Origin of the sequence: Pseudonocardia bannensis, from assembly GCF_012911875.1 — a bacterium.
Taxonomy (GTDB): Bacteria; Actinomycetota; Actinomycetes; order Mycobacteriales; family Pseudonocardiaceae; genus Pseudonocardia; species Pseudonocardia bannensis.
This window is the reverse complement of record NZ_JAAXKZ010000110.1, coordinates 1-20,171: the sequence shown is the minus strand read 5'-3', so window position 1 is coordinate 20,171 and position 20,171 is coordinate 1. Positions and strand designations below refer to the sequence as shown.

Here is a 20,171-nt window from a genome sequence, read left to right as displayed (position 1 = left end):
ACCTCGGCGGCGCCGTGCTGGACCAGCTCGTCACGGCCCGGCAACCCGCCGCCTCAGGCGTTGAGCAGGTCCGCGCGACCGGCCGACTCGAGGTGATCCTTGTACGGCCCGAACAGGCCCTTGGCCAGCGGCAGCACCTTCAGCAGCTTCGCCACCGGGCCCTTGGCGCGCACCTGACCCTTGGCCAGCGCGACCGGCAGCACGACCTTGCCGAGCCAGAACCGGTTGCCGGTGTCGGAGGACATGAACAGCTCGACGTTCGGCTCCGGGCCGACCCCGGCCCCGGTGTGGATCTCCGCGCCCGGCATGTCCACCGTGATCACGGCATCCGGGTCGGTGTAGGTGATCCGCAGGACCACCCCGGACGGCTGGAGCTTCGCCACCAGCGCCGGGTCCTGCAATCCACGGCGGAACACCCCGCCGAGGAACTCGTAGACCTCTGCCTCGTCCTTGAACGCCGCCACGTCGCAGCTCCTCCCGTTCGTGAGCCGACCCCGTTCCGGTCCCGGCCGACGGGAGTCTGGCGCAACCCGGCACCCGGGCACGACTCCTCGATCGGGCCATGGTTGGCCCGCGCGGGTCAGCGGCGGCGCGTTCAGCGGGCCGTCTCGTGGTCCGGGTCGGGATCGAGCAGCCCGCACCGGCCCGCGAGCGCCGCGGCCTCGATCCGGTTCGCCGCGCCCAGCTTGTGCAGCAGGGAGGCGATCATGCGCTTCGCGGTGCGCTCGCTGACGAGCATCGGCCTGGCTATCTCGCTGGTCTCCAGGCCACGGGCGAGCAGCGTCCACAGTTCGATCTCGCGTGGGCTGAGCCGCTCGCTGAGGCTGTCGAGGGTGCGCTCCGACGCCGCGAGCAGCGCGTCGAGCAGCTCGCCGCGCAACACCCGCACCCCGGCCGCGATGGTCAGCAACGGTGCGACGAGGACCTCGGGATCGGCGGACTTGGCGAGGTAACCGTCCGCTCCGGTGCGCAGCGCGGCCGCCGCCAGGCTCAGGTCCTCGGTACCGGACAGGGCCAGCACCCGGGTGGCGGGGTAGGCCGTCTTGATCCGCCGGATGGTCTCCACGCCGCCCAGCGGGGGTAGCGCGAGGTCGACGATCGCGATGTCGGCCCGGTGCCTCCCGACCAGCGCGACGGCCTCCTCGCCTGCGGTGACGGATCCGGCGACGCTGAACGTCTCACCGGCCCGCGACTCCAGCAGCAGCGCCAGCCCCTGGGCGAACAGTGCATGGTCGTCGACGATGACCACCACATGACGACCGTCCTGCACGGCCCGAACTCTAGTGTCGTCGCCGACGCCGCCTACGAGGAGCAGCCATGACGGTCGATGCAGACCTGTTCCCCGCCGACCTCGGACACGAGGAGGGGCGGGCCGAGGAGGAACGCACCGCCTCGATCATTCGACTGCTGGTGGTGGGCGCGGTGGCATCGGCGCTGGTCATCGCGCCGGATTTGGCCCGCGGCCGTACCGTCGAGGCGTGGTTGCTGGTGATCGTGACGGTCACCTATGCGGTCGTGCTGCTCGACCTGCAGCGCCGCGGCCGGCGGCTGGCGCCGCCGTGGCTGATCACCGCGGTCGACGGGCTGGTCCTGCTCGTGGCCTGCGCGTGGACCGGGGGCGCCGACAGCATCATGGTGGCGGCGCTGCCGCTCGTGGCGATCGCCGCGGCGGTCCGCGGCGGTGCGGTGCCCGGGCGGCTGGGCGCACTGGCGCTGGGTGCCGGCTTCACCGTCGCGTCGGTGCTGGGCTCGGACCCGTACGTCCCGGTGGCGGAGCGGCTGCTCATCGGAGCCTGGTGGACCGGCTTCCTGGTCGCCACCGCCGTGCTCGTCGGCGTGCTGGTGCGGATGCTGGAACGTCAGCTCGACGCCGCCGCCGTCTCTCGCGCCCGGGCGCTGGCCGAGCACGAGAAGTTCCTGTCCGAGCGCGAGCTGCGGGCCCAGTTGCTCGCGGCGCAGCAGGCCCGCCTCGACGGCGTCCGCGTCGTACTGCACGAGTTCCGCACTCCGGTGGCATCGCTCACCGCCCTCACCGCCGATCTCGCCGCCGACCGGCTGTCCGAGCCGTCCCGCCGGGCGGCCGTCGCGCTGCTGGCCGAGCACGCCGTGCACCTGCGCGACATGCTCGACGGGCTGGCCGACCTCGCCGTCCAGGACGGCAGCCCGCTGGGCCGGGTCCGGCCCCGCCGCGTCGCGCTGGCCGACCTGGCCGACGCGGTCCTGGACGCGGCGGGTGTCGAGGCGGCGCGGCGGTGCCCGTCGGTGACGCCCGACGGCGCCGCCGTGCGCTGCGATCCCCAGCGACTGCGGCGGGTGCTGACCAACCTCGTCGAGAACGCCGCCCGGCACAGCGGGTCGGCTCCCGTCGAGCTCGACCTCGGCTACCACGACGAACGGCTGGTCGTCGAGGTCCGCGACCGGGGGCCCGGCCTGCCCGCCGGCCAGCAGGGCCTGGTGACGGCGAAGGGCGTCGCCCTGGGGGAACGGCGCGGCACGGCCGGCCTCGGGTTGTGGATCGTCGAGGCGCTGGTGACCGCGATGGAGGGTGAGCTCAGCTTGCTGCCCCGCGACGGCGGCGGACTGGTGGCGCGCCTGGAGCTGCCGCTGCCGCCGGGCTGATCCGCGGAGAACCCGCACTCCGCGGACGGCGGCCTGATCGTGGCCGGGTCACCCGGCCGGGTGGTATGGCACCCGCGGGCCATCCCCGGCGCGGGTGGCCCGGTGCGTAGCCCCGTGATCCACGCCATGCTCTGCGATCAAGGCGAGGTACGCGGAGAGGTGCGCATGAAGACCACGGCAGCGGTGCTCTGGGAGCAGGGGGGCAAGTGGGAGGTCGAGGAGGTCGAGCTCGACCCGCCGGGCCCCGGTGAGGTACTGGTGGAACTCGCGGCGAGCGGGCTGTGCCACTCCGATGAGCACCTGGTGACCGGCGACCTGCCGGTCCCGTACCCGGTGATCGGCGGCCACGAGGGCGCGGGCCGCATCGTCGAGGTCGGCGCGGGCGTGACCGAGGTGTCGGCCGGCGACCCGGTCGTGATGACGTTCCTGCCCAGCTGCGGGCGCTGCTCGTACTGCGTGCGCGGCTACACCAGCCTGTGCGACGACGGCGCCGGGGCCACGCTCGGTCCGCAGCTCGACGGCACCTACCGGTTCCACGCGCGCGGCGAGGACCTGGGTCAGATGTGCCTGCTCGGCACGTTCGCGAAGCACACCGTGGTCCCGGTGAAGTCGGTCGTGAAGATCGACGAGGGGTTCCCGCTGCACCTGGCCGCGCTGGTCGGCTGCGGCGTCACCACGGGCTTCGGGTCCGCGGTCCGCACGGCCGAGCTGCGCGCGGGTGACACGGCGGTGGTCGTCGGCGTCGGCGGCATCGGCGCCAACGCGGTGCAGGGCGCGAAGGTCGCGGGCTGCCGCTACATCGTCGGGGTCGACCCGGTGGAGTTCAAGCGGGAGAAGGCCGTCGAGCTGGGTGCCACCCACACCGCGGCGAGCATGGACGAGGCCTGGGAGCTGGTCAGCTCGATCACCCGCGGTCAGCTCGCGGACGCCTGCATCCTGACCACGGGCGTGGCCGAGGGCAGCTACCTGCAGCCCGCGCTGCAGCTCGTCGGCAAGAAGGGCCGGGTCGTGGTGACCGCGCTGAGCCAGGCCGACCAGGACCAGGCGTCGCTGTCGCTGCTGGAGCTCACGCTCTACGAGAAGCAGATCCGCGGCGCGCTCTTCGGCAGTTCGAACGGTCAGCACGACGTGCCGCGGCTGCTGGAGATGTACAACCTCGGCCAGCTGAAGCTGGATGAGCTCATCACCCGCGAGTACTCCCTGGAGGAGATCAACCAGGGCTACCAGGACATGCGCGACGGCCGCAACATCCGCGGCCTCATCCGGTACTGATCAACCCCTACGGCAAGGAGGCCGAACGGTGACCACCACACTTCCGTCGCAGCCCAAGCGCAGCATCGAGCACGGCAAGCGCGAGGGTTTCGCGAGCCTGAGCCAGGGCGGGCTCAACTTCGACTCGTTCCCCATGCGGTTGTTCAGCAAGGGCAACGGGCGGCAGTGGAACCCCGCCGACATCGACTTCTCCCAGGACGCCGAGGACTTCGCGAACATGACCGACGACGAGCGCTGGTGGACCTGCGCGCTCGCCGCGCAGTTCCTGGCCGGCGAGGAGTCGGTGACCCAGGACCTGCAGCCGTTCGTCGCCGCGATGGCGGCCGAGGGCCGGCTCGCCGACGAGATGTACCTGACCCAGTTCGTGTACGAAGAGGCCAAGCACACGATGGGCTTCCGCCGCTTCTTCGACGCCGTGGGCATGACCGGTGACCTGCACGAGTTCATCGAGTTCAACGACGGCTACATGGAGATCTTCACCAAGCAGCTGCCGGACAGCCTGTACGCGCTGGCGAACGACCCGTCGCCGCGCAACCAGATCCGCGCGTCGGTGACCTACAACCACATCGTCGAGGGCACGCTGGCGCTGACCGGCTACTTCGCCTGGTCCAAGGTCTGTACCGGCCGCGGGATCCTCCCCGGTATCCAGAAGCTGATCAAGCACATCGGGGACGACGAGCGCCGCCACATGGCGTGGGGCACGTTCACCTGCCGCCGCCACGTCGCCGCCGACGACGCCATGTGGGAGGTCGTGGACGAGCGGATGCAGGAGCTCATGGTCCCCTCGATGGGCGTCGTCACCGCGACCTTCGACAAGTACGAGGGCCAGGACCCGCCGTTCGCCGTGGACGTCTCCGAGATGGCCGAGTACGCGATGGACAAGCTGGGCCGCCGGCTCGGTGCCATCGAGTCGGCCCGTGGGGCGAACCTGCTCGACATCGACGTCGACGCGTCCCCCGAGCTCCTCGAGGAGAAGTTCCACGCCGAGGACCAGGAGCAGCTGCTGGCCGCGGCGAGCTGAGGGCGACCGACTCCATGATCAGCCTGGATCGCAAGGACCGGTTCGACTGGCTGCACGAGATCGAGCGGCTGGATCCGGATACGGAGTACGTCGAGATCTACCGGATCATGTCCGGCCACGAGTTCCCGTGGGACATGAACCAGTCCCTGAGCTTCGCGCTGTTCCGCACGTACGCCGTGCCCAGTATCGGGCGGCTGCTGGCGGAGACCGGGGAGTTCACGGAGCGCGTGCAGAAGCGCTACGACGACACCGCGCTGATCCTGGAGTCGGTGCTCGAGCACGGCTTCGCCCATGAGACGGGGCGTGCGGCCATCCGGCGGATGAACCAGATGCACCGCAGCTACCCGATCACGCAGGACGACCTGCGCTACGTGCTCTGCACGTTCGTGGTCGTGCCGATCCGGTGGATGGACGCCTACGGCTGGCGTCCGTTCACCGAGCGGGAGAAGGTCGCGAGCGCGAACTACTACCGGGAACTGGGCCGGCACATGGGGATCACCGCGATCCCGGCCACGCACCAGGAGTTCGCGGACGTCCTGGACCGCTACGAGGCCGAGCACTTCGGCTACGACGACGGCAGCCGGGCCGTCGCCGACTCCACGCTGGAGCTCATGACCACGTTCCCGCCCAACCACCTGGCGCCGAAGGGGCTCGTGAAGACGTTCTCCTACGCGCTGATGGACGCCCCGTTGCGGGACGCCCTGCGTTACCCGGCGCCGCCGAAGCCGGTGGAGGTCGCGTCGCGGGCCGCGCTCAAGCTGCGGGGCAGGGTGGTGCGGTTCATGAAGCCGCGGCCGGAGCCGAAGATGGTCCGGGACATGCCCAGCATCCGCAGCTACCCTGGCGGCTTCGAGGTCTCCCGGCTCGGGACGTTCCCGACCGGGTGCCCGGTGCCCCACGGGGGCGGTCGCTGCACCGATGCCCGGCCGGAGACCGCGGCGCGCACCTGAACCCGGGCCCGAACCCGGGACGGAATTCAGGGCCGAATCCACAAGCGAATACCCCACAGATCATGGCCGGGGAGGGGACGCCTGAGCGTCCACTCCCCGGCCACTGTCGTTCTTGGACTTTTCTGGAAGATTTCACGACACGATCGTGTGAATTTATCAGCGTTACCTCAAAATGATTTGTGCGCGGCGCACAGGGCCTCCGGACAAGTTCGTGACCTGCGTCTATGTCCGGGGCCACCGGACGGTCGTACCGTTCCACGGCATCGAGAGCGGATCTCGTGGGGCGATCGGAGAATGTGGTGCACACTGCTGTGCTGCCGGAGGATCGGGCGCATCGGGATCCGGCCGGGCCCTGCATCTCGGACGATGACCTGACGCTGACCAATTCCGCATTCGCCGACCGGGCGCGAGCGGCCGCCGCCGCCCTGCGAGGCCGCGGTGTCGGAGCCGGCGACGTGGTCGCGGTGGTGCTGCCCAACCGCGTCGAGTTCGTCGTCGCCCTGTTCGCGGCCTGGCGCCTGGGTGCCGCCGTGACGCCTGTGAACCCCGCCCTGACCGAGTCCGAGGCGCGCTACCAGGTCGAGGACTCCGGTGCGGCCGTGGTGGTCGGCGACGGGTCGGTCTCGTCCGTCGTCACCATGGACGTCGCGGAGCTGGACGCCGGGCCGGGCCCGGCCGACCTGCCCCCGGCCCCGACCGACGCCGGCGCGCTCGCGCTGCTCATCTACACCAGCGGGACCACCGGACGGCCCAAGGGCGTGATGCTCGACCACGCCAACCTGTCGGCGATGTGCGCGATGGCGATCTCGGCGGTCGGCCTGGGCCCGGCCGACCACAGCCTGCTGATCCTGCCGCTGTTCCACGTCAACGGGATCGTGGTCAGCGTCCTGTCCCCGCTGCTCGCGGGTGGCCGGACCACGATCGCCGGGCGCTTCCACCCGGCCGCCTTCTTCCCGGTCGTCGAGCGGGTGCGGCCCACCTACTTCTCCGCGGTACCCGCCATCTACGCGATGCTCGCGACGCTGCCCGCCGAAGTCGTGCCGGACGTGTCCTCGCTACGGATCGCGGTGTGCGGAGCGGCGCCGATGTCAGCCGAGTTGATCGAGCGGTTCGAGCGCCGCTTCGGCGTCCCGATCGTCGAGGGCTACGGGCTCTCCGAGGGCACCTGCGCGTCGACGATCAACCCCGTCGACGGGGTGCGCAAGCCGGGCACGGTGGGGCTGCCGCTCCCCGGCCAGGAGGTCGCGATCATGGACGCGGCCGGCGCGCTCGTCACGGACGGCTCGCCGGGCGAGGTGGTCGTGCGCGGCCCCAACGTGATGCGCGGCTACCTCAACCGGCCGGAGGAGACCGCGCGGACGGTGGTCGACGGGTGGCTGCACACCGGCGACGTCGGCCGGTTCGACGCCGACGGCTACCTGGTGCTCGTCGACCGGATCAAAGACATGATCATCCGGGGTGGGGAGAACATCTACCCCAAGGAGATCGAGACCGTCCTGCACGGTCATCCGGCCGTGCTCGAGGCGGCCGTCGTCGGCGCCGCGGACGCCGTTCTCGGTGAGGTCCCGGTCGCTTTCGTCACGCTGAACCCGAACACCACGGCCACGCCCGCGGAACTGCACGAGCACTGCCGGGCATCGCTGTCGCGATACAAGCTGCCGGCCGACATCGTCGCGCTGCCCGACCTCCCCCGGAATCCGGTCGGGAAGGTCGACAAGATCCGGTTGCGCGCCGGTCTGGCCGATTCCGCGACTCCCGCTCGCTGAGAAGAAGGACCGTCATGGGATTCATCGCTCCCGATTTCCCGGACCTCGACCGTGAGGAATGGAAGTCCAAGCCCCGGCTGGACCGCATCAAGCCACTGGCGCAGCACTGGGCCGAGCACGGCTTCGGTACGCCCTACGCGGTGTACCTGCTCTACGTGATCAAGCTGGTCGGCTACGTGCTGGGCGGGATCGCGATCATCGCGCTCACCCCCGGACTCGGGTCGGTCGGCGACTTCACGACCTGGTGGACCGAGCCCGTCGTCTACCAGAAGGTCGTCATCTGGACGCTGCTCTACGAGGTCCTGGGCTTCGGCTGCGGCTCCATGCCGTTGACGCTGCGCTTCCTGCCGCCCGTCGGCGCGTTCCTGCACTGGCTGCGCCCGGGCACCATCCGGCTCGCGCCGTGGCCGGACAAGGTGCCGCTGACCCGGGGGACCACCCGCACCGTCGTCGACGTGCTGCTCTACCTGGTCGTGATCGCCTCGGCGGCCTGGCTGCTCTTCGCCCCGGGCTCGCCGGACCGGGTGCCCGCGGGCCACACCGTTGGGCTTCTCGACCCGACGATGATGATCCCGCTGCTGGCCGGCCTCGTGCTGATCGGACTGCGCGACAAGACGATCTTCCTCGCGGCCCGCGGGGAGCAGTACGCGCTGACGGTCGTGGTCTTCTTCTTCCCCTACATCGACATGCTGATCGGGTGGAAGCTGATCATGCTGGCGCTGTGGTGGGGCGCGGCCACCTCGAAGCTGAACCACCACTTCCCCTACGTCGTCGCCGTCATGATCAGCAACAGCCCGTTGCAGCGGATCAGGTGGTTCAAGCGGAAGTTCTACCGTGACTACCCGAACGACCTGCGGCCCTCCGGGCTCGCGGCGTTCGCGGCGCACACCGGCACGGTGATCGAGTACACGGTCCCGCTGGTGCTGGTGCTGTCCGACGGCGGGATCGTCACCACGCTGGCGCTGGGCCTCATGGTGATCTTCCACCTGCACATCCTGTCGACCTTCCCGATGGGCGTGCCGCTGGAGTGGAACATCTTCTTCATCTACTCCGCGCTGTTCCTGTTCGGTGCCAACGCCGAGGTCAGCGTGTTCTCCCTCAGCTCGCCGCTGCTCGGGGTGATCCTGCTGGTCGCGCTCGTCGGAATCCCGGCCCTGGGCAACGCCAAGCCGCACCTGGTGTCGTTCCTGCCCTCGATGCGGTACTACGCCGGCAACTGGGCCACCAGCTTCTGGTGCTTCCGCAAGGGTGCCGACGGCCCGGGCACGGGTGCGGAGAACAGGCTCAACGACCACATCGTCAAGGCCGGCGGCACCACCCGCGACCAGCTCGCGAAGCTCTACGACGACGACACCGCCGAGCTGATGCTGGCCAAGGCGATGGCCTGGCGGTCCCTGCACAGCCACGGCCGGGCGTTGAACGGGCTGCTGCCGCGTGCGCTCGACGACGTCGAGGCCTACGACGTGCGGGAGGGCGAGTTCACCGCGGGTGTCATCCTGGGCTGGAACTTCGGCGAGGGCCACCTGCACGACGAGAGCCTGCTGCGCGCGGTCCAGGAGCGGTGCGGGTTCGCCCCGGGCGAGCTGCGGGTGATCATGCTTGAATCGCAGCCGATGCAGCACCAGCGCCAGCACTACCGCATCCACGACGCGGCCACCGGGCTGGTCGAGGAGGGCTACGTGCAGGTGAAGGACATGATCGAGCGCCAGCCGTGGCTGGACGGCCCGGGATCGGAGATCCCCGTGCAGGTGACCGGCGGGCCGGGGCGCCACGACGTCGCCGACGTGACCGTGGCGCATGACTGACGGTACGACCGCGATCGTGGTGGGGGCCGGCCCGAACGGGCTGGCCGCCGCCGTCGCGCTGGCCCGTGCCGGGCTGCGGGTGACGGTGCTGGAGGCCGCCGACGAGATCGGCGGGGGGACCCGGACCAGCGAACTGACCGTTCCGGGCGTGCTGCACGATCACTGCTCCGCCGTCCATCCGATGGGTGTCGGCTCGCCTTTCCTGCAGACCCTCGACCTCGAACGGCACGGCCTGCAGTGGTGCCGGCCGGAGATCGACCTCGCGCACCCGCTCGACACGGGCGAGGCCGGGGTTCTGGTCCGCTCGCTCGACGACACCGCCCGGGGCCTCGGTCCGGACGGCCCCGCCTGGCGACGGGTGTTCGGCCCGCTGGCCGACGGTTTCGACGAGCTGGCCACCGATCTGATGCGTCCGGTGGTGCACGTCCCGCGCCATCCGGTGCGGCTCGCCCGCTTCGGCCTGCAGGCGCTGCAGCCGGCCACGCTGGTGGCCCGCCGCTGGCGCACCGACGCGGCCCGGGCGCTGTTCGCCGGCGTCGCGGCGCACGCCCTGCACCCGCTCGAACGGCCCACGAGCGCGGCGATCGGCCTCATGCTGACCGCGGCGGGGCACCGGTTCGGCTGGCCGGTGGCCCGCGGTGGGTCCCGCGCGATCACCGACGCGCTGGCGGCATCGCTGATCGAGCTCGGCGGCGCGATCGAGACCGGGGTCCGGGTGCGTTCGCTCGCCGAGCTCTCGCCGGCCGCCGCCGTGCTGCTCGACCTGGCCCCGGGCGCCGTCGCCGACATCGCCGGGGACCGGCTCCCCGCCCGGGTGGCACGGGCCTACCGGCGCTACCGCCACGGGCCGGGCGCGTTCAAGGTCGACCTCGCCGTGGAGGGCGGGGTGCCGTGGCGCAACGAGCAGTGCCGGCGCGCGGCGACGGTGCACGTCGGCGGGACCATCTCCGAGATCGCGTACACCGAACGCGAGATCCACCGTGGGCGGCTGCCCGAGCGGCCCTTCGTGCTGGTCTCCCAGCAGTACCTGGCCGACCCCAGCCGCTCGGCCGGCGACGTCCATCCGGTGTGGGCCTACGCGCACGTCCCGCACGGGTATCCCGGCGACGCCACGGACCGGGTGCTGAACCAGATCGAGCGGTTCGCGCCCGGGTTGCGGGAACGCATCGTCGGCACCGCGGTGCGATCGGCTCCGGAGTTCGCGGCCTACAACGCGAACTACGTCGGCGGGGACATCGTCACCGGGGCGAACACCGAGCTGCAGGTGCTCACGCGCCCGCGGATCGCCCTCGACCCGTACAGCACCGGCATCCCCGGCGTCTTCATCTGCTCCGCGGCCACCCCGCCGGGCGCGGGCGTGCACGGGATGTGCGGCGCCAACGCGGCACAGGCGGCCCTGCGGCACCTGCGGATCCCGGTCCCGGCCTAGCATCCGGCCGGACATCCGCCACGGGACGACAGCGAGGAACGACGTGGACGCAGAGCCGCATCCGGTCGTGCTGGTCGCGCGCGCGATCCTGCCGCGCCGGGAGCGGTTCATCGCCGCGCTGACGGCCGAGACCGAGCAGGAGATCGCCGTCCTCGACCACGACGAGCGCCTCGGCGCGCTGCTCGAGGCGAGCATCGCCGAGAACATCGTGACGGCGATGCACGTGCTCGTGAACAGCATCGACCCGCACACGGTCGACGCCCCGTCGTCGGCCACGTCCTACGCGCGCCGGCTCGCGCAGCGCGACGTCCCGCTGTCGGCCCTGTTGCGCGCGTACCGGCTGGGGCAGGCGAAGTTCCTCAACATGTGCCTGTCCGAGGCCGTGAACCTGCGCCGCACCGACACATCCGAGACGATGATCGCGCTGGTCAACGTCGTCGCCGTGTACGTCGACCGGGTCTGCGAGCAGGTCGCGCGCGCCTATGAGGAGGAGCGCGAGCGCTGGGTGAGCAGCCGGGGTGTACTCCGCCAGCACTGGATCACCCAGCTGCTGCACGATCCGTCGCCGGACATCCGGCAGGCCGAGGCCGCTCTCGGTTACCGGCTGGGACGCACCCACCTGGCGGTCGAGGGCTGGATCGACCGGCTCACCGCGTCGGACGACGTGATGGGGGTCTTCGACCGGTTGACCTCGCTGCTGCAGAACCTGCTGGCCCCGCGGGGCGCGCCCCTGGCCGTCCCGACCGACGAACGCGACGTCCGCATCTGGTTCCCGGTGGCGGCGGCCCAGGACGTCGACGCCGACCTCATCGCCGCTGAGCTGGACCGCGCGCGGCTGCCGGTCCGGGTCGCCCTCGGCAGTCCCCGGCCCGGGCTCGACGGCTTCCGCCGCAGCCTCCGCAACGCCGCGCGGGCCAAGGATCTCGCGCTGTCCGCGGGGGAGCACGGGCCGCGGGCCATCGCGTTCCGCCAGATCGCCCCGATCGCGCTGCTCGCCGACGAGCCTCGGGAGCTGGCGGACTTCGTCGCGGACACGCTCGGTGACCTCGCCGTGGACGACCGGCGTGAGGAGGGCCTGCGCGAGACGCTCCGGTTGTTCCTCGCGACGAACCGCAGTTACGTGGCCACCGCCGAACAACTGGTCGTCCACCGGAACACGGTGCACTACCGGATTCAGCAGATCGCCGAGAAGTACGCCCGTGATCTGGACCGTGATCCCTTCGAGTTGCAGCTCGCGCTGAACATCTGCCGGTGGTACGGGGCGAAGGTCCTGCGCCGCTCCGCCGTTTGAAAGCCCTGGTCAGTCGATCGCGCCTCTCGGGCGCAGCGTCCAACGGCCGTTCATCGCTGCCCCACAGGGCCGTTCGGCGTAACTTCCCGCTCAAACCGAACTCGTCAGTAACCTGTCTCACTCCTCCTCGTTGGCCTGTTGAGCGGTAGCCGGCCGTGCACATTCGTCGTGTCGGCCACCCGCACCGCATTCGGAGCTGAATCGGAGGCATCGGTGGCCGGCGTCGAGGTGAGGGTCGAGGGGCTGAGCAAGTCCTTCGGTCGGGCGAACATCTGGTCGGACGTGACCCTGACGCTGCCTCCGGGTGAGGTGTCGGTGCTGCTGGGCCCGTCGGGTACGGGCAAGTCGGTGTTCCTGAAGACCCTGATCGGGCTGTTGAAGCCGGAGAAGGGGTCGATCGTCATCCACGACACCGACCTGGTCCGGTGCAGCGAGTCGAAGCTGTATGAGATCCGCAAGCTGTTCGGGGTGCTGTTCCAGGACGGCGCGCTGTTCGGGTCGATGAACCTCTACGACAACATCGCCTTTCCCCTGCGTGAGCACACCCGCAAGTCCGAGGCGCAGATCCGCGACATCGTCGCGGAGAAGATGGACATGGTCGGGCTGACCGGGGATGAGAAGAAGCTGCCCGGGGAGATCTCCGGCGGGATGCGCAAGCGGGCCGGCCTGGCCCGGGCGCTGGTGCTGGACCCGGAGATCATTCTGTTCGACGAGCCGGATTCGGGTCTGGATCCGGTGCGCACGGCCTACCTGAACCAGTTGATCATCGATTTGAACGCGCAGACCGACTCCACGTTCCTGATCGTCACCCACGACATCAACACCGCGCAGACGGTGCCGGACAACATCGGGATGTTGTATCGCAAGCACCTGGCGATGTTCGGGCCGCGGGAGGTGCTGCTCACCAGCGAGGAACCGGTGGTGGCGCAGTTCCTCAACGGGCGCCGGCAGGGGCCGATCGGGATGAGCGAGGAGAAGGACACCGCGCAGGCCGCCCGGGAGATGGCCGAGGTGAGCGAGCTGTCGGGGTTGCCCCCGCTGAAGCCGCAGCTGGAGGCGAGCGCCGGGTTGCCGGAGCGCAAGGCGGTGCGGCGGCGCCGGGAGCGGGTGATGCGGATGATGCACACCCTGCCGCCGGCCGCGCAGCGCGCGATCCAGGAGGCCTACGCGAACGAGCCGGCGCCGGCCGGGGCGCGTGGCCCGACGGGTGCAGGCGCTCCGGGGCGGACGGGACCGGGCCCGACGGGTCCCGGTCCGGGTGGGCCCGGTCGGGGACCCCTCGGCCCGCCCCCCGCCGGTCCCGGCCGCCACCACGGCCGCGCCTGATCAGGAATCCGACGTGACCGCTCCCACGCCACTGACCCGCGCTCTGACCCCTGTCGGGCGGTTGATCGGCCTCGGCGTCGACATCGTGCGGCAGACCTTCAAGCCGCCGTTCCAGCTACGCGAGTACATCGAGCAGACCTGGTTCGTCACGAAGGTCTCCGCGCTGCCGACCGCGCTGTTCACCATCCCGTTCGGCGCCACCATCGCCCTGCTGCTGGCCGAGCTCACCCGCCAGTTCGGCGCGCAGAGCCAGACCGGGGCCGGCGCGGTGCTGGCCATCGTGCAGCAGGCGGCCCCCATCGTGACCGCGCTGCTCATCGCGGGCGCGGGCGGCAGCGCCGTCTGCGCCGATCTCGGGGCCCGCACCATCCGCGAGGAGATCGCCGCGATGGAGGTGCTGGGGATCTCCCCGATCCAGCGCCTCGTGGTGCCCCGGGTGCTGGCGATGGCCACCACCGCGCTGGTGCTGAACGGCCTGGCCACCGTGGTCGGTGTCGGGGGCGGCTACTTCTTCAACGTGATCATCCAGGGCGGTACGCCCGGCGCCTACATCGCGAGCTTCAGCGCCATCGCCCAGGTGTCCGACATCCTCATCAGCGAGGCCAAGGCCGCGCTGTTCGGCTTCACCGCCGGTGTGGTCGCGGCCTACCGCGGGCTGAACCCTCCGCCGGGGGCCAAGGGCGTCGGCGACGCGGTGAACCAGTCGGTGGTGATCTCGTTCGTGCTGGTCTTCATGATCAACCTGGTGCTGACCGCCCTGTACCTCGAGCTCGTTCCGCCGAAGGGGATCTGAGTCGATGGCCACCTGGAATGCGCGGGCCCGGCGCGCGATCTCCGGCCCGCTTGACCAACTCGAGCAGCTGGGTGACCAGCTCTCGCTCTACGCGCGGGCGATCATCTGGATCCCGCGCACCGTGCGGCGCTACCGCAAGGAGATCGCCCGGCTGCTGGCCGAGGTGAGCTTCGGCTCCGGGGCGCTCATCGTCATCCTGGGGACGGCCGGCGTGATGGCCGCGCTGTCGCTGTTCGTCGGCAGCCTGGTCGGTCTGCAGGGCTTCCGGGCCCTGGACTCGCTCGGGGTCGAGGCGCTCACCGGCTTCATCACCGCGTACTTCAACACCCGCGACATCGCGCCCCTCGTCGCGGCGGCCGCGCTGACCGCGACCCTGGGCGCCGGGTTCACCGCCCAGCTCGGCGCCATGCGGATCTCCGAGGAGGTCGACGCGCTCGAGGTGATGGCGGTGCCCAGCGTGCCGTTCCTGGTCACCACGCGGGTGCTCGCCGGGATCCTCGCGGTGATCCCGATGTACACCATCGGCCTGCTCGCCAGCTTCGCCGCGTCCCGGCTCAACGTCACGGTCGTCAACGGGCTACCGGGTGGGACCTACGACCACTACTTCGACCTGTTCCTCCCGGTCAGTGACGTCCTCTACTCCTATCTCAAGGTCATCATCTTCGCAGCCGTGATCATCCTGATCCACTGCCACTACGGCTATCACGCGAAGGGCGGGCCCGCGGGGGTCGGCGTCGCGGTGGGTCGCTCGGTCCGGCTGTCGATCGTGAGCACGGCGATCCTGGACTTCTTCCTGACGCTGGTGCTGTTCGGCACCGAGACCTCGGTGCGGGTGGCCGGATGAACGCCACCCGCCGCCGCCTGCAGGGCCTCGCCTTCATCCTGGTCATCGCGCTGCTGATCGGCCTCGCCGTCGCCCAGTACGCCGGGGCCTTCCGCACCGGAGTGCCGGTGACCTTGCAGGTCGACCGGGTCGGCAACCAGCTCGCCGAACGGGCCGACGTCAAGGTCCGCGGGTTGATCGTCGGCCAGGTCGAACAGGTCAGCTCCGACGGCACCGGAGCGACGGTGCAGCTGTCCCTGCGGCCGGAGATGGTCGACCAGATCCCGGCGAACGTCGAGGCGCGCCTGCTGCCCAAGACGCTGTTCGGGGAGAAGTACGTCTCGCTGGTGCCGCCGGCACAGCCCGCGACGGCGCGGCTCTCGGCCGGCGACGTGATCAGCCAGGACCGCAGCGAGGCCGCCCGTGAGCTGGAGCGAGTCCTCGACGGGTTGCTGCCGCTGTTGCACGCGGTGGCGCCGCAGCAGCTGGCGACCACGCTCGGTGCGCTGTCGCAGGCACTGTCCGGGCGCGGTGAGCAGCTCGGCCAGACCCTCGTCCAACTGCAGCAGCTGGTCGGCCCGCTCAACGCCGAACTCCCGAACCTGCAGGCCGACATCACCGGCCTGGCCGACCTGGCCGAGAACGTCGCCGACGCCGCGCCGGACCTGCTCGACGCGCTCGAGGACATCACCGTCACCAGCCGTACCGTGATGGAGCAGCGCGAGCACCTGCGCACCCTGTTCGGCACGGCCACCCAGGCCTCCGACGACCTGCACGCGTTCCTCGCCGCGAACCGTGACAACCTCATCGGGCTGGCGGCGTCCAGCCGTCCGACGCTGGAATCGCTGGCCCGCTACGCGCCGGAGTTCCCCTGCTTGTTCGGCCAGCTCGCCGACCTCGTGCCGCTGGTCGACGATGTCTTCGGCGTCGGCACCGACGAACCCGGCCTGCACCTCACGGTGGAGATCGTCAACAGCCGCGGCAAGTACATTCCGAACCAGGACGAGCCGCGCTACCTCGACGACCGGGGCCCGCGCTGTTACCCGGTGCTCCCGCTGGGCCCGCAGTACCCGCCGGACGGCCCGTTCAAGGACGGTTCGACGCCGCCGGCGGCCCCGCTCGACACCCCGACGGGCGACCCCGAGGCGTTTGGCGCCGACACGTTCGGCACCACGCCCGCATCGTGGGGCAGCGCCGACATGGGGCTGCCGAACTCGCCGGGTGAACAGCAGATCGTGGCGGAGCTCGTCGCCGCACAGAGCGGCGGTCCGCCCTCGGCGGTGCCGAGCTGGAGCAGCATGCTCGTCGGCCCGCTCTACCGCGGTACCGAGGTGACCCTGACGTGAGACAGATCCCCTTCGCCCCGCTCGCCAAGTTCCTGTCGCTCGCGTTGGTGACGGCGCTGGCCACGACGGTCCTCGCGCTGACCATCGCCAACGCACAGGGCGGCGACCGGGCGAACTACCTCGCCCGCTTCACCGACGCCACCGGGCTGCTCGTCGGCGACGACGTCCGCATCGCGGGTGTCGTCGTCGGCTCCGTCGACTCGGTGGAGATCGTCGACCGGCGGCTGGCCGAGGTGTCGTTCAGCGTGGACGCCGCGCAGCGACTCCCCGCCTCGGTGACGGCGTCCGTGCTGTACAAGAACCTGATCGGGCAGCGCTACCTCTCGCTCGGGCAGGGTGCGGGCGCGACCGGGGCCACCCTGTCCCCGGGCGACACCATCCCGGTGGAGCAGACCAGGCCCCCGCTGAACCTGACCACACTGTTCAACGGTTTCAAGCCACTGTTCACCGGGCTCGACGCCGGACAGATCAACCAGCTGTCCAACGAGATCGTGCAGGTACTGCAGGGCCAGGGCGGGACCGTCCAGAACCTGCTGGCCAGCACGTCCTCCCTCACCAACACGATCGCCGACCGGGACCAGGTGATCGGCCAGGTGATCGACAACCTGAACTCGGTGCTCGAGACCGTGAACGCCCGCGACCAGCAGCTGTCCGACCTGGTGCAGAACCTGCAGGCGCTGGTCTCCGGGCTGGCCGAGGACCGCGAGCCGATCGGCGACGCGATCGAGTCGATCGGAGAGCTGACAACGGTCACCGCCGGGTTCGTCGGCGAGGCCCGGCCGGCGCTGCGCGACGACATCGATGCCCTCGGCGATCTGGCCGGCAACCTCAACGAGGCCGAACCCACGGTGGACCGCGTGCTGCAGAACCTTCCCGGCAAGCTCAACACGATCAGCCGGGCGGGGAGCTACGGCAGCTGGTTCCAGTTCTTCATGTGCCGGATCAGCGGCTCCGTCGGCATCTCCGGCGTCGTCGGGCCGCAGGAGATCCCGGCCTTCTCCAGTGACGACCCGCGCTGCGGGCCGAACCCGGACGGAGTCGAGGGCCGGCCCCGGCCGCTGCTGCCCGGCGTCCCGCCGATCCCACCGGTGCAACAGCCGGTCCCCGCACCGCCCTCGGCGCCGAACGTGCCCGGGTTGCCCGCACTCTCGGCAGGAGGCAACTGATGGCCGCCTTCGGCAAGCGTGGTCCGATCCCGGTCGCGATCATCGGGCTGCTGGTGATCGCGCTGGTCACGGTCCTCGCGTTCAACTTCAAGCCGATCTTCGCCGGCGGCACGGTGTACCAGGCCGAGTTCAGCGAGGCGGCCGGGCTGCAGCCCGACGACATGGTGGCGATCGCCGGTGTCGAGGCCGGCCGGGTCACCGACGTGGCGCTGGCCGGCGACCGGGTGCTCGTCACCTTCCGGGTCGACGACGCCTGGGTCGGCGACCGGACCTCCGCCTCGATCGAGGTCCGCACCCTGCTGGGCTCGAAGTACCTTGCGCTGGACCCGCAGGGCGAGGCCGAACAGGATCCCGACACCCCGATCGCGCTGGCCCGCACCGCGGCCCCGTTCGACGTCGTGGAGGCCTTCAACGGGCTCTCCGCGACCGTCGACGAGCTCGACACCGCCCAGCTCGCGAACAGCCTGCAGACGCTGTCGGAGACCTTCCGCGACACCGCTCCCGAGGTCCGCGGGGCGCTGGACGGGCTGTCCCGGCTGTCCACCACGATCGCCGGCCGCGACGAGCAGATCCGCGAGCTGCTCGCCGGCACCCGCAACATCTCCGGCGTGCTGGCCGACCGCAACGACGAGTTCGAGAAGCTGCTCTCCGACGGCAACCTGCTGCTGGCCGAGGTGCAGAAGCGCAAGGAGGCCATCAGCGCGCTTCTCGACGGCACCCGCGAGCTCTCGGTGCAGCTGCGCGGGCTCGTCGCCGACAACCGCGACCAGCTGCGGCCCACCCTGGAGGCGCTCGACCGGGTCGCCGACGTACTGCAGCGCAACCGGGACAACCTGGACGACGCGCTCCGACTGGAGGCCGTGTTCGTGCGGCTGTTCACCAACGCCGTCGGCAGCGGCCGCTGGATCGACAACTACGTCTGCGGCATGGTCCCGCTGACCATCGGCCCGATCAACCCGCGGGGGTGCTGAGCATGGCCGCATCGAAGGGCACCCGCTCCCGGATCGACCTGGATCGTCGCAGGCTCCAGTTCACCGCGCTCGTCGCGGTCGTGGCGGTCCTCGTCGCGACCGGGGTGTGGCTGGTGGTGCGGTCGCCCGCCCGCACCGTGACCGCCTACTTCACCTCGGCGGCCGCACTGTTCGAGGACAACTCGGTGCGCGTGCTCGGGGTGGAGGTCGGCACGATCGACAAGGTGGTGCCGGAGGGCACCCGGGTACGCGTCGAGATGCGCATCGACGACGAGCTGCGGCTGCCGGAGAACGTCAACGCGGTCGTCGTGTCGCCGAGCCTGGTCACCGGACGCTACGTGCAGCTCAGCCCGGCCTACTCCGGCGGCCCCGAACTGGCCGACGGCGCGGCCATCCCGGTGGAGCGCACCGCGGTACCGCTGGACGTCGACGATCTGGCCCGTACCGCCACCGAGCTGTCCAACGCGCTCGGGCCGCGCGGTGCCAACTCCGCCGGCGCCGTGTCCGATGCGCTCGACGTCGGCGCGCAGAACCTCGACGGCAACGGCCGGGCGCTCAACGACACCCTGCGCAACCTCGGCGAGCTGAGCGGCACCCTCGCGAACTCCCGGGAGGACCTGTTCGGCACCGTCCGTGAGCTGCAGTCGTTCACGTCCACGATCGCGGCCAACGACGACCAGGTCCGCGAGTTCAACACCCGGTTGTCCGACGTGTCGAGCTTCCTCGCCGCGGAGCGCGGCGACCTCGGCGCAGCGCTGTCCGAGCTGTCGATCGCGCTCGGCGAGGTGGCCGCGTTCGTCGAGGACAACCGGGCCGCCCTGGCGTCGAACGTGGACAAGCTGACCGACGTCACCGCCGTGCTGGTCAAGCAGCAGAAGGCGCTCGCGGAGATCCTCGACGTCGCGCCCGCCGCGATCTCGAACTTCGCGAACACCTACAACGGCTCGTCCGGCACGCTCGACACCCGGCTCAACCTCAACGAGCTGACGATGCCGCCCGGCGCCCTGGTCTGCGAGCTCATCCGGCGCAGCAACCCGGAGCAGCTGAACCAGGTCGACATCAAGGCCGCGTGCGACCCCCTGCTGCCGATCATCGACGGCACGGTGCCGCTGCCGAGCCCGGCCGAGGTCATCACCGCCCTGCAGTCGGGTGTCACCCCGCCCGTCCCCGGGCTCGCGGTGCCGACCGTGCCCACGCCCGCTCCCGCGACCGGAGGCGACCGGTGACCCCCACCCGCGTGTCCCGTCCCGTCCTGACGGTCGTCCTGTTGTCCCTGGTCAGCCTGCTGGCCAGCGGCTGCGGGGTGCTCTCCGGCGGCCTGCGCGGGGTGGACCTGCCCGGTGGTGCCGACCTCGGTGACGACCCGTACGAGGTCACGGTCGAGTTCTCCGACGTCGTCGATCTCGTCCCGCAGTCACTGGTCAAGGTCAACGACGTCCCGGTCGGCAGCGTCACCACGATCGCCGTCGATCCGCACAGCTGGGTCGCCGAGCACGGGGTGCGGGTGACGATCCTCGACGACCCGCGGTGCGTGAACCTGATGGAGGAGTTCATCGCAGCGCGCCCGGAGCTGTGGAACGAGGACATCGGCGT

The 20,171-nt window shown here is 70.9% G+C and carries 18 protein-coding genes; 16 read left to right on the top strand and 2 right to left on the bottom strand.

Annotation, left to right across the window (positions count from 1 at the left end):
- Positions 1 to 53 precede the first annotated feature (53 nt).
- Together HF519_RS23215 and HF519_RS23210 are read right to left on the bottom strand one after the other, a co-directional pair.
- Positions 54 to 464: a sterol carrier protein gene (locus HF519_RS23215; RefSeq protein ID WP_169415118.1), complete on the bottom strand. Its 411-nt coding sequence runs from the start codon at positions 462 to 464 to the stop codon at positions 54 to 56.
- Positions 465 to 595: 131 nt separating this feature from the next.
- The gene (locus HF519_RS23210) at positions 596 to 1,270 is read right to left on the bottom strand and encodes a response regulator (protein ID WP_169415117.1); all 675 of its coding nucleotides are present in this window, start codon (positions 1,268 to 1,270) and stop codon (positions 596 to 598) included.
- Between the two features lie 47 nt (positions 1,271 to 1,317).
- Here HF519_RS23210 and HF519_RS23205 point away from each other — a divergent pair, with 47 nt between their 5' ends.
- From HF519_RS23205 to HF519_RS23130, 16 genes are all read left to right on the top strand, one after another.
- A complete protein-coding gene (locus HF519_RS23205; protein ID WP_169415116.1) occupies positions 1,318 to 2,619 on the top strand; it encodes a sensor histidine kinase in 1,302 nt (433 codons plus the stop codon).
- Positions 2,620 to 2,784: 165 nt separating this feature from the next.
- Positions 2,785 to 3,891, top strand: coding sequence for an NDMA-dependent alcohol dehydrogenase (locus HF519_RS23200; RefSeq protein ID WP_169415115.1), 1,107 nt, complete (start codon positions 2,785 to 2,787; stop codon positions 3,889 to 3,891).
- Positions 3,892 to 3,919: 28 nt separating this feature from the next.
- Positions 3,920 to 4,912, top strand: a complete 993-nt coding sequence (locus HF519_RS23195; protein WP_312860301.1) for a R2-like ligand-binding oxidase — start codon at positions 3,920 to 3,922, stop codon at positions 4,910 to 4,912.
- 14 nt (positions 4,913 to 4,926) lie between these two features.
- Positions 4,927 to 5,862 carry an oxygenase MpaB family protein gene (locus tag HF519_RS23190; protein ID WP_169415113.1) on the top strand — a complete coding sequence of 312 codons (936 nt, stop codon included), beginning with the start codon at positions 4,927 to 4,929 and terminating at the stop codon, positions 5,860 to 5,862.
- Between the two features lie 299 nt (positions 5,863 to 6,161).
- Positions 6,162 to 7,628 (top strand): class I adenylate-forming enzyme family protein, encoded by a 1,467-nt coding sequence (locus HF519_RS23185; protein ID WP_312860300.1) that lies wholly within the window; start codon positions 6,162 to 6,164, stop codon positions 7,626 to 7,628.
- A 14-nt stretch (positions 7,629 to 7,642) separates the two neighbouring features.
- Positions 7,643 to 9,433, top strand: coding sequence for a DUF3556 domain-containing protein (locus tag HF519_RS23180; protein ID WP_169415111.1), 1,791 nt, complete (start codon positions 7,643 to 7,645; stop codon positions 9,431 to 9,433).
- A complete protein-coding gene (locus HF519_RS23175; protein ID WP_169415110.1) occupies positions 9,426 to 10,862 on the top strand; it encodes a phytoene desaturase family protein in 1,437 nt (478 codons plus the stop codon). The genes HF519_RS23180 and HF519_RS23175 overlap by 8 nt, the downstream gene beginning before the upstream one ends.
- A 43-nt stretch (positions 10,863 to 10,905) precedes the next feature.
- Positions 10,906 to 12,153, top strand: coding sequence for a PucR family transcriptional regulator (locus HF519_RS23170; RefSeq protein WP_169415109.1), 1,248 nt, complete (start codon positions 10,906 to 10,908; stop codon positions 12,151 to 12,153).
- A gap of 213 nt (positions 12,154 to 12,366) precedes the next feature.
- Positions 12,367 to 13,479 carry an ABC transporter ATP-binding protein gene (locus HF519_RS23165; protein WP_312860299.1) on the top strand — a complete coding sequence of 371 codons (1,113 nt, stop codon included), beginning with the start codon at positions 12,367 to 12,369 and terminating at the stop codon, positions 13,477 to 13,479.
- Positions 13,480 to 13,492: 13 nt separating this feature from the next.
- Complete coding sequence (locus tag HF519_RS23160) at positions 13,493 to 14,272, top strand: MlaE family ABC transporter permease (protein WP_169415108.1); 780 nt, start codon at positions 13,493 to 13,495, stop codon at positions 14,270 to 14,272.
- 4 nt (positions 14,273 to 14,276) lie between these two features.
- Positions 14,277 to 15,116 carry an MlaE family ABC transporter permease gene (locus tag HF519_RS23155; RefSeq protein WP_169415107.1) on the top strand — a complete coding sequence of 280 codons (840 nt, stop codon included), beginning with the start codon at positions 14,277 to 14,279 and terminating at the stop codon, positions 15,114 to 15,116.
- On the top strand, positions 15,113 to 16,441 hold the full coding sequence (locus HF519_RS23150) for an MCE family protein (protein WP_169415106.1): 1,329 nt from the start codon (positions 15,113 to 15,115) through the stop codon (positions 16,439 to 16,441). Before HF519_RS23155 ends, HF519_RS23150 begins: the two co-directional genes overlap by 4 nt.
- A complete protein-coding gene (locus HF519_RS23145) occupies positions 16,438 to 17,607 on the top strand; it encodes an MCE family protein (RefSeq protein ID WP_169415105.1) in 1,170 nt (389 codons plus the stop codon). Before HF519_RS23150 ends, HF519_RS23145 begins: the two co-directional genes overlap by 4 nt.
- Positions 17,607 to 18,578 carry an MCE family protein gene (locus HF519_RS23140; protein ID WP_169415104.1) on the top strand — a complete coding sequence of 324 codons (972 nt, stop codon included), beginning with the start codon at positions 17,607 to 17,609 and terminating at the stop codon, positions 18,576 to 18,578. Before HF519_RS23145 ends, HF519_RS23140 begins: the two co-directional genes overlap by 1 nt.
- Positions 18,579 to 18,580: 2 nt before the next feature.
- Positions 18,581 to 19,804: an MCE family protein gene (locus HF519_RS23135; RefSeq protein WP_169415103.1), complete on the top strand. Its 1,224-nt coding sequence runs from the start codon at positions 18,581 to 18,583 to the stop codon at positions 19,802 to 19,804.
- A partial coding sequence (locus tag HF519_RS23130; RefSeq protein ID WP_312860298.1) for an MlaD family protein occupies positions 19,801 to 20,171 on the top strand: 371 nt, incomplete at its 3' end. The genes HF519_RS23135 and HF519_RS23130, both read left to right, overlap by 4 nt.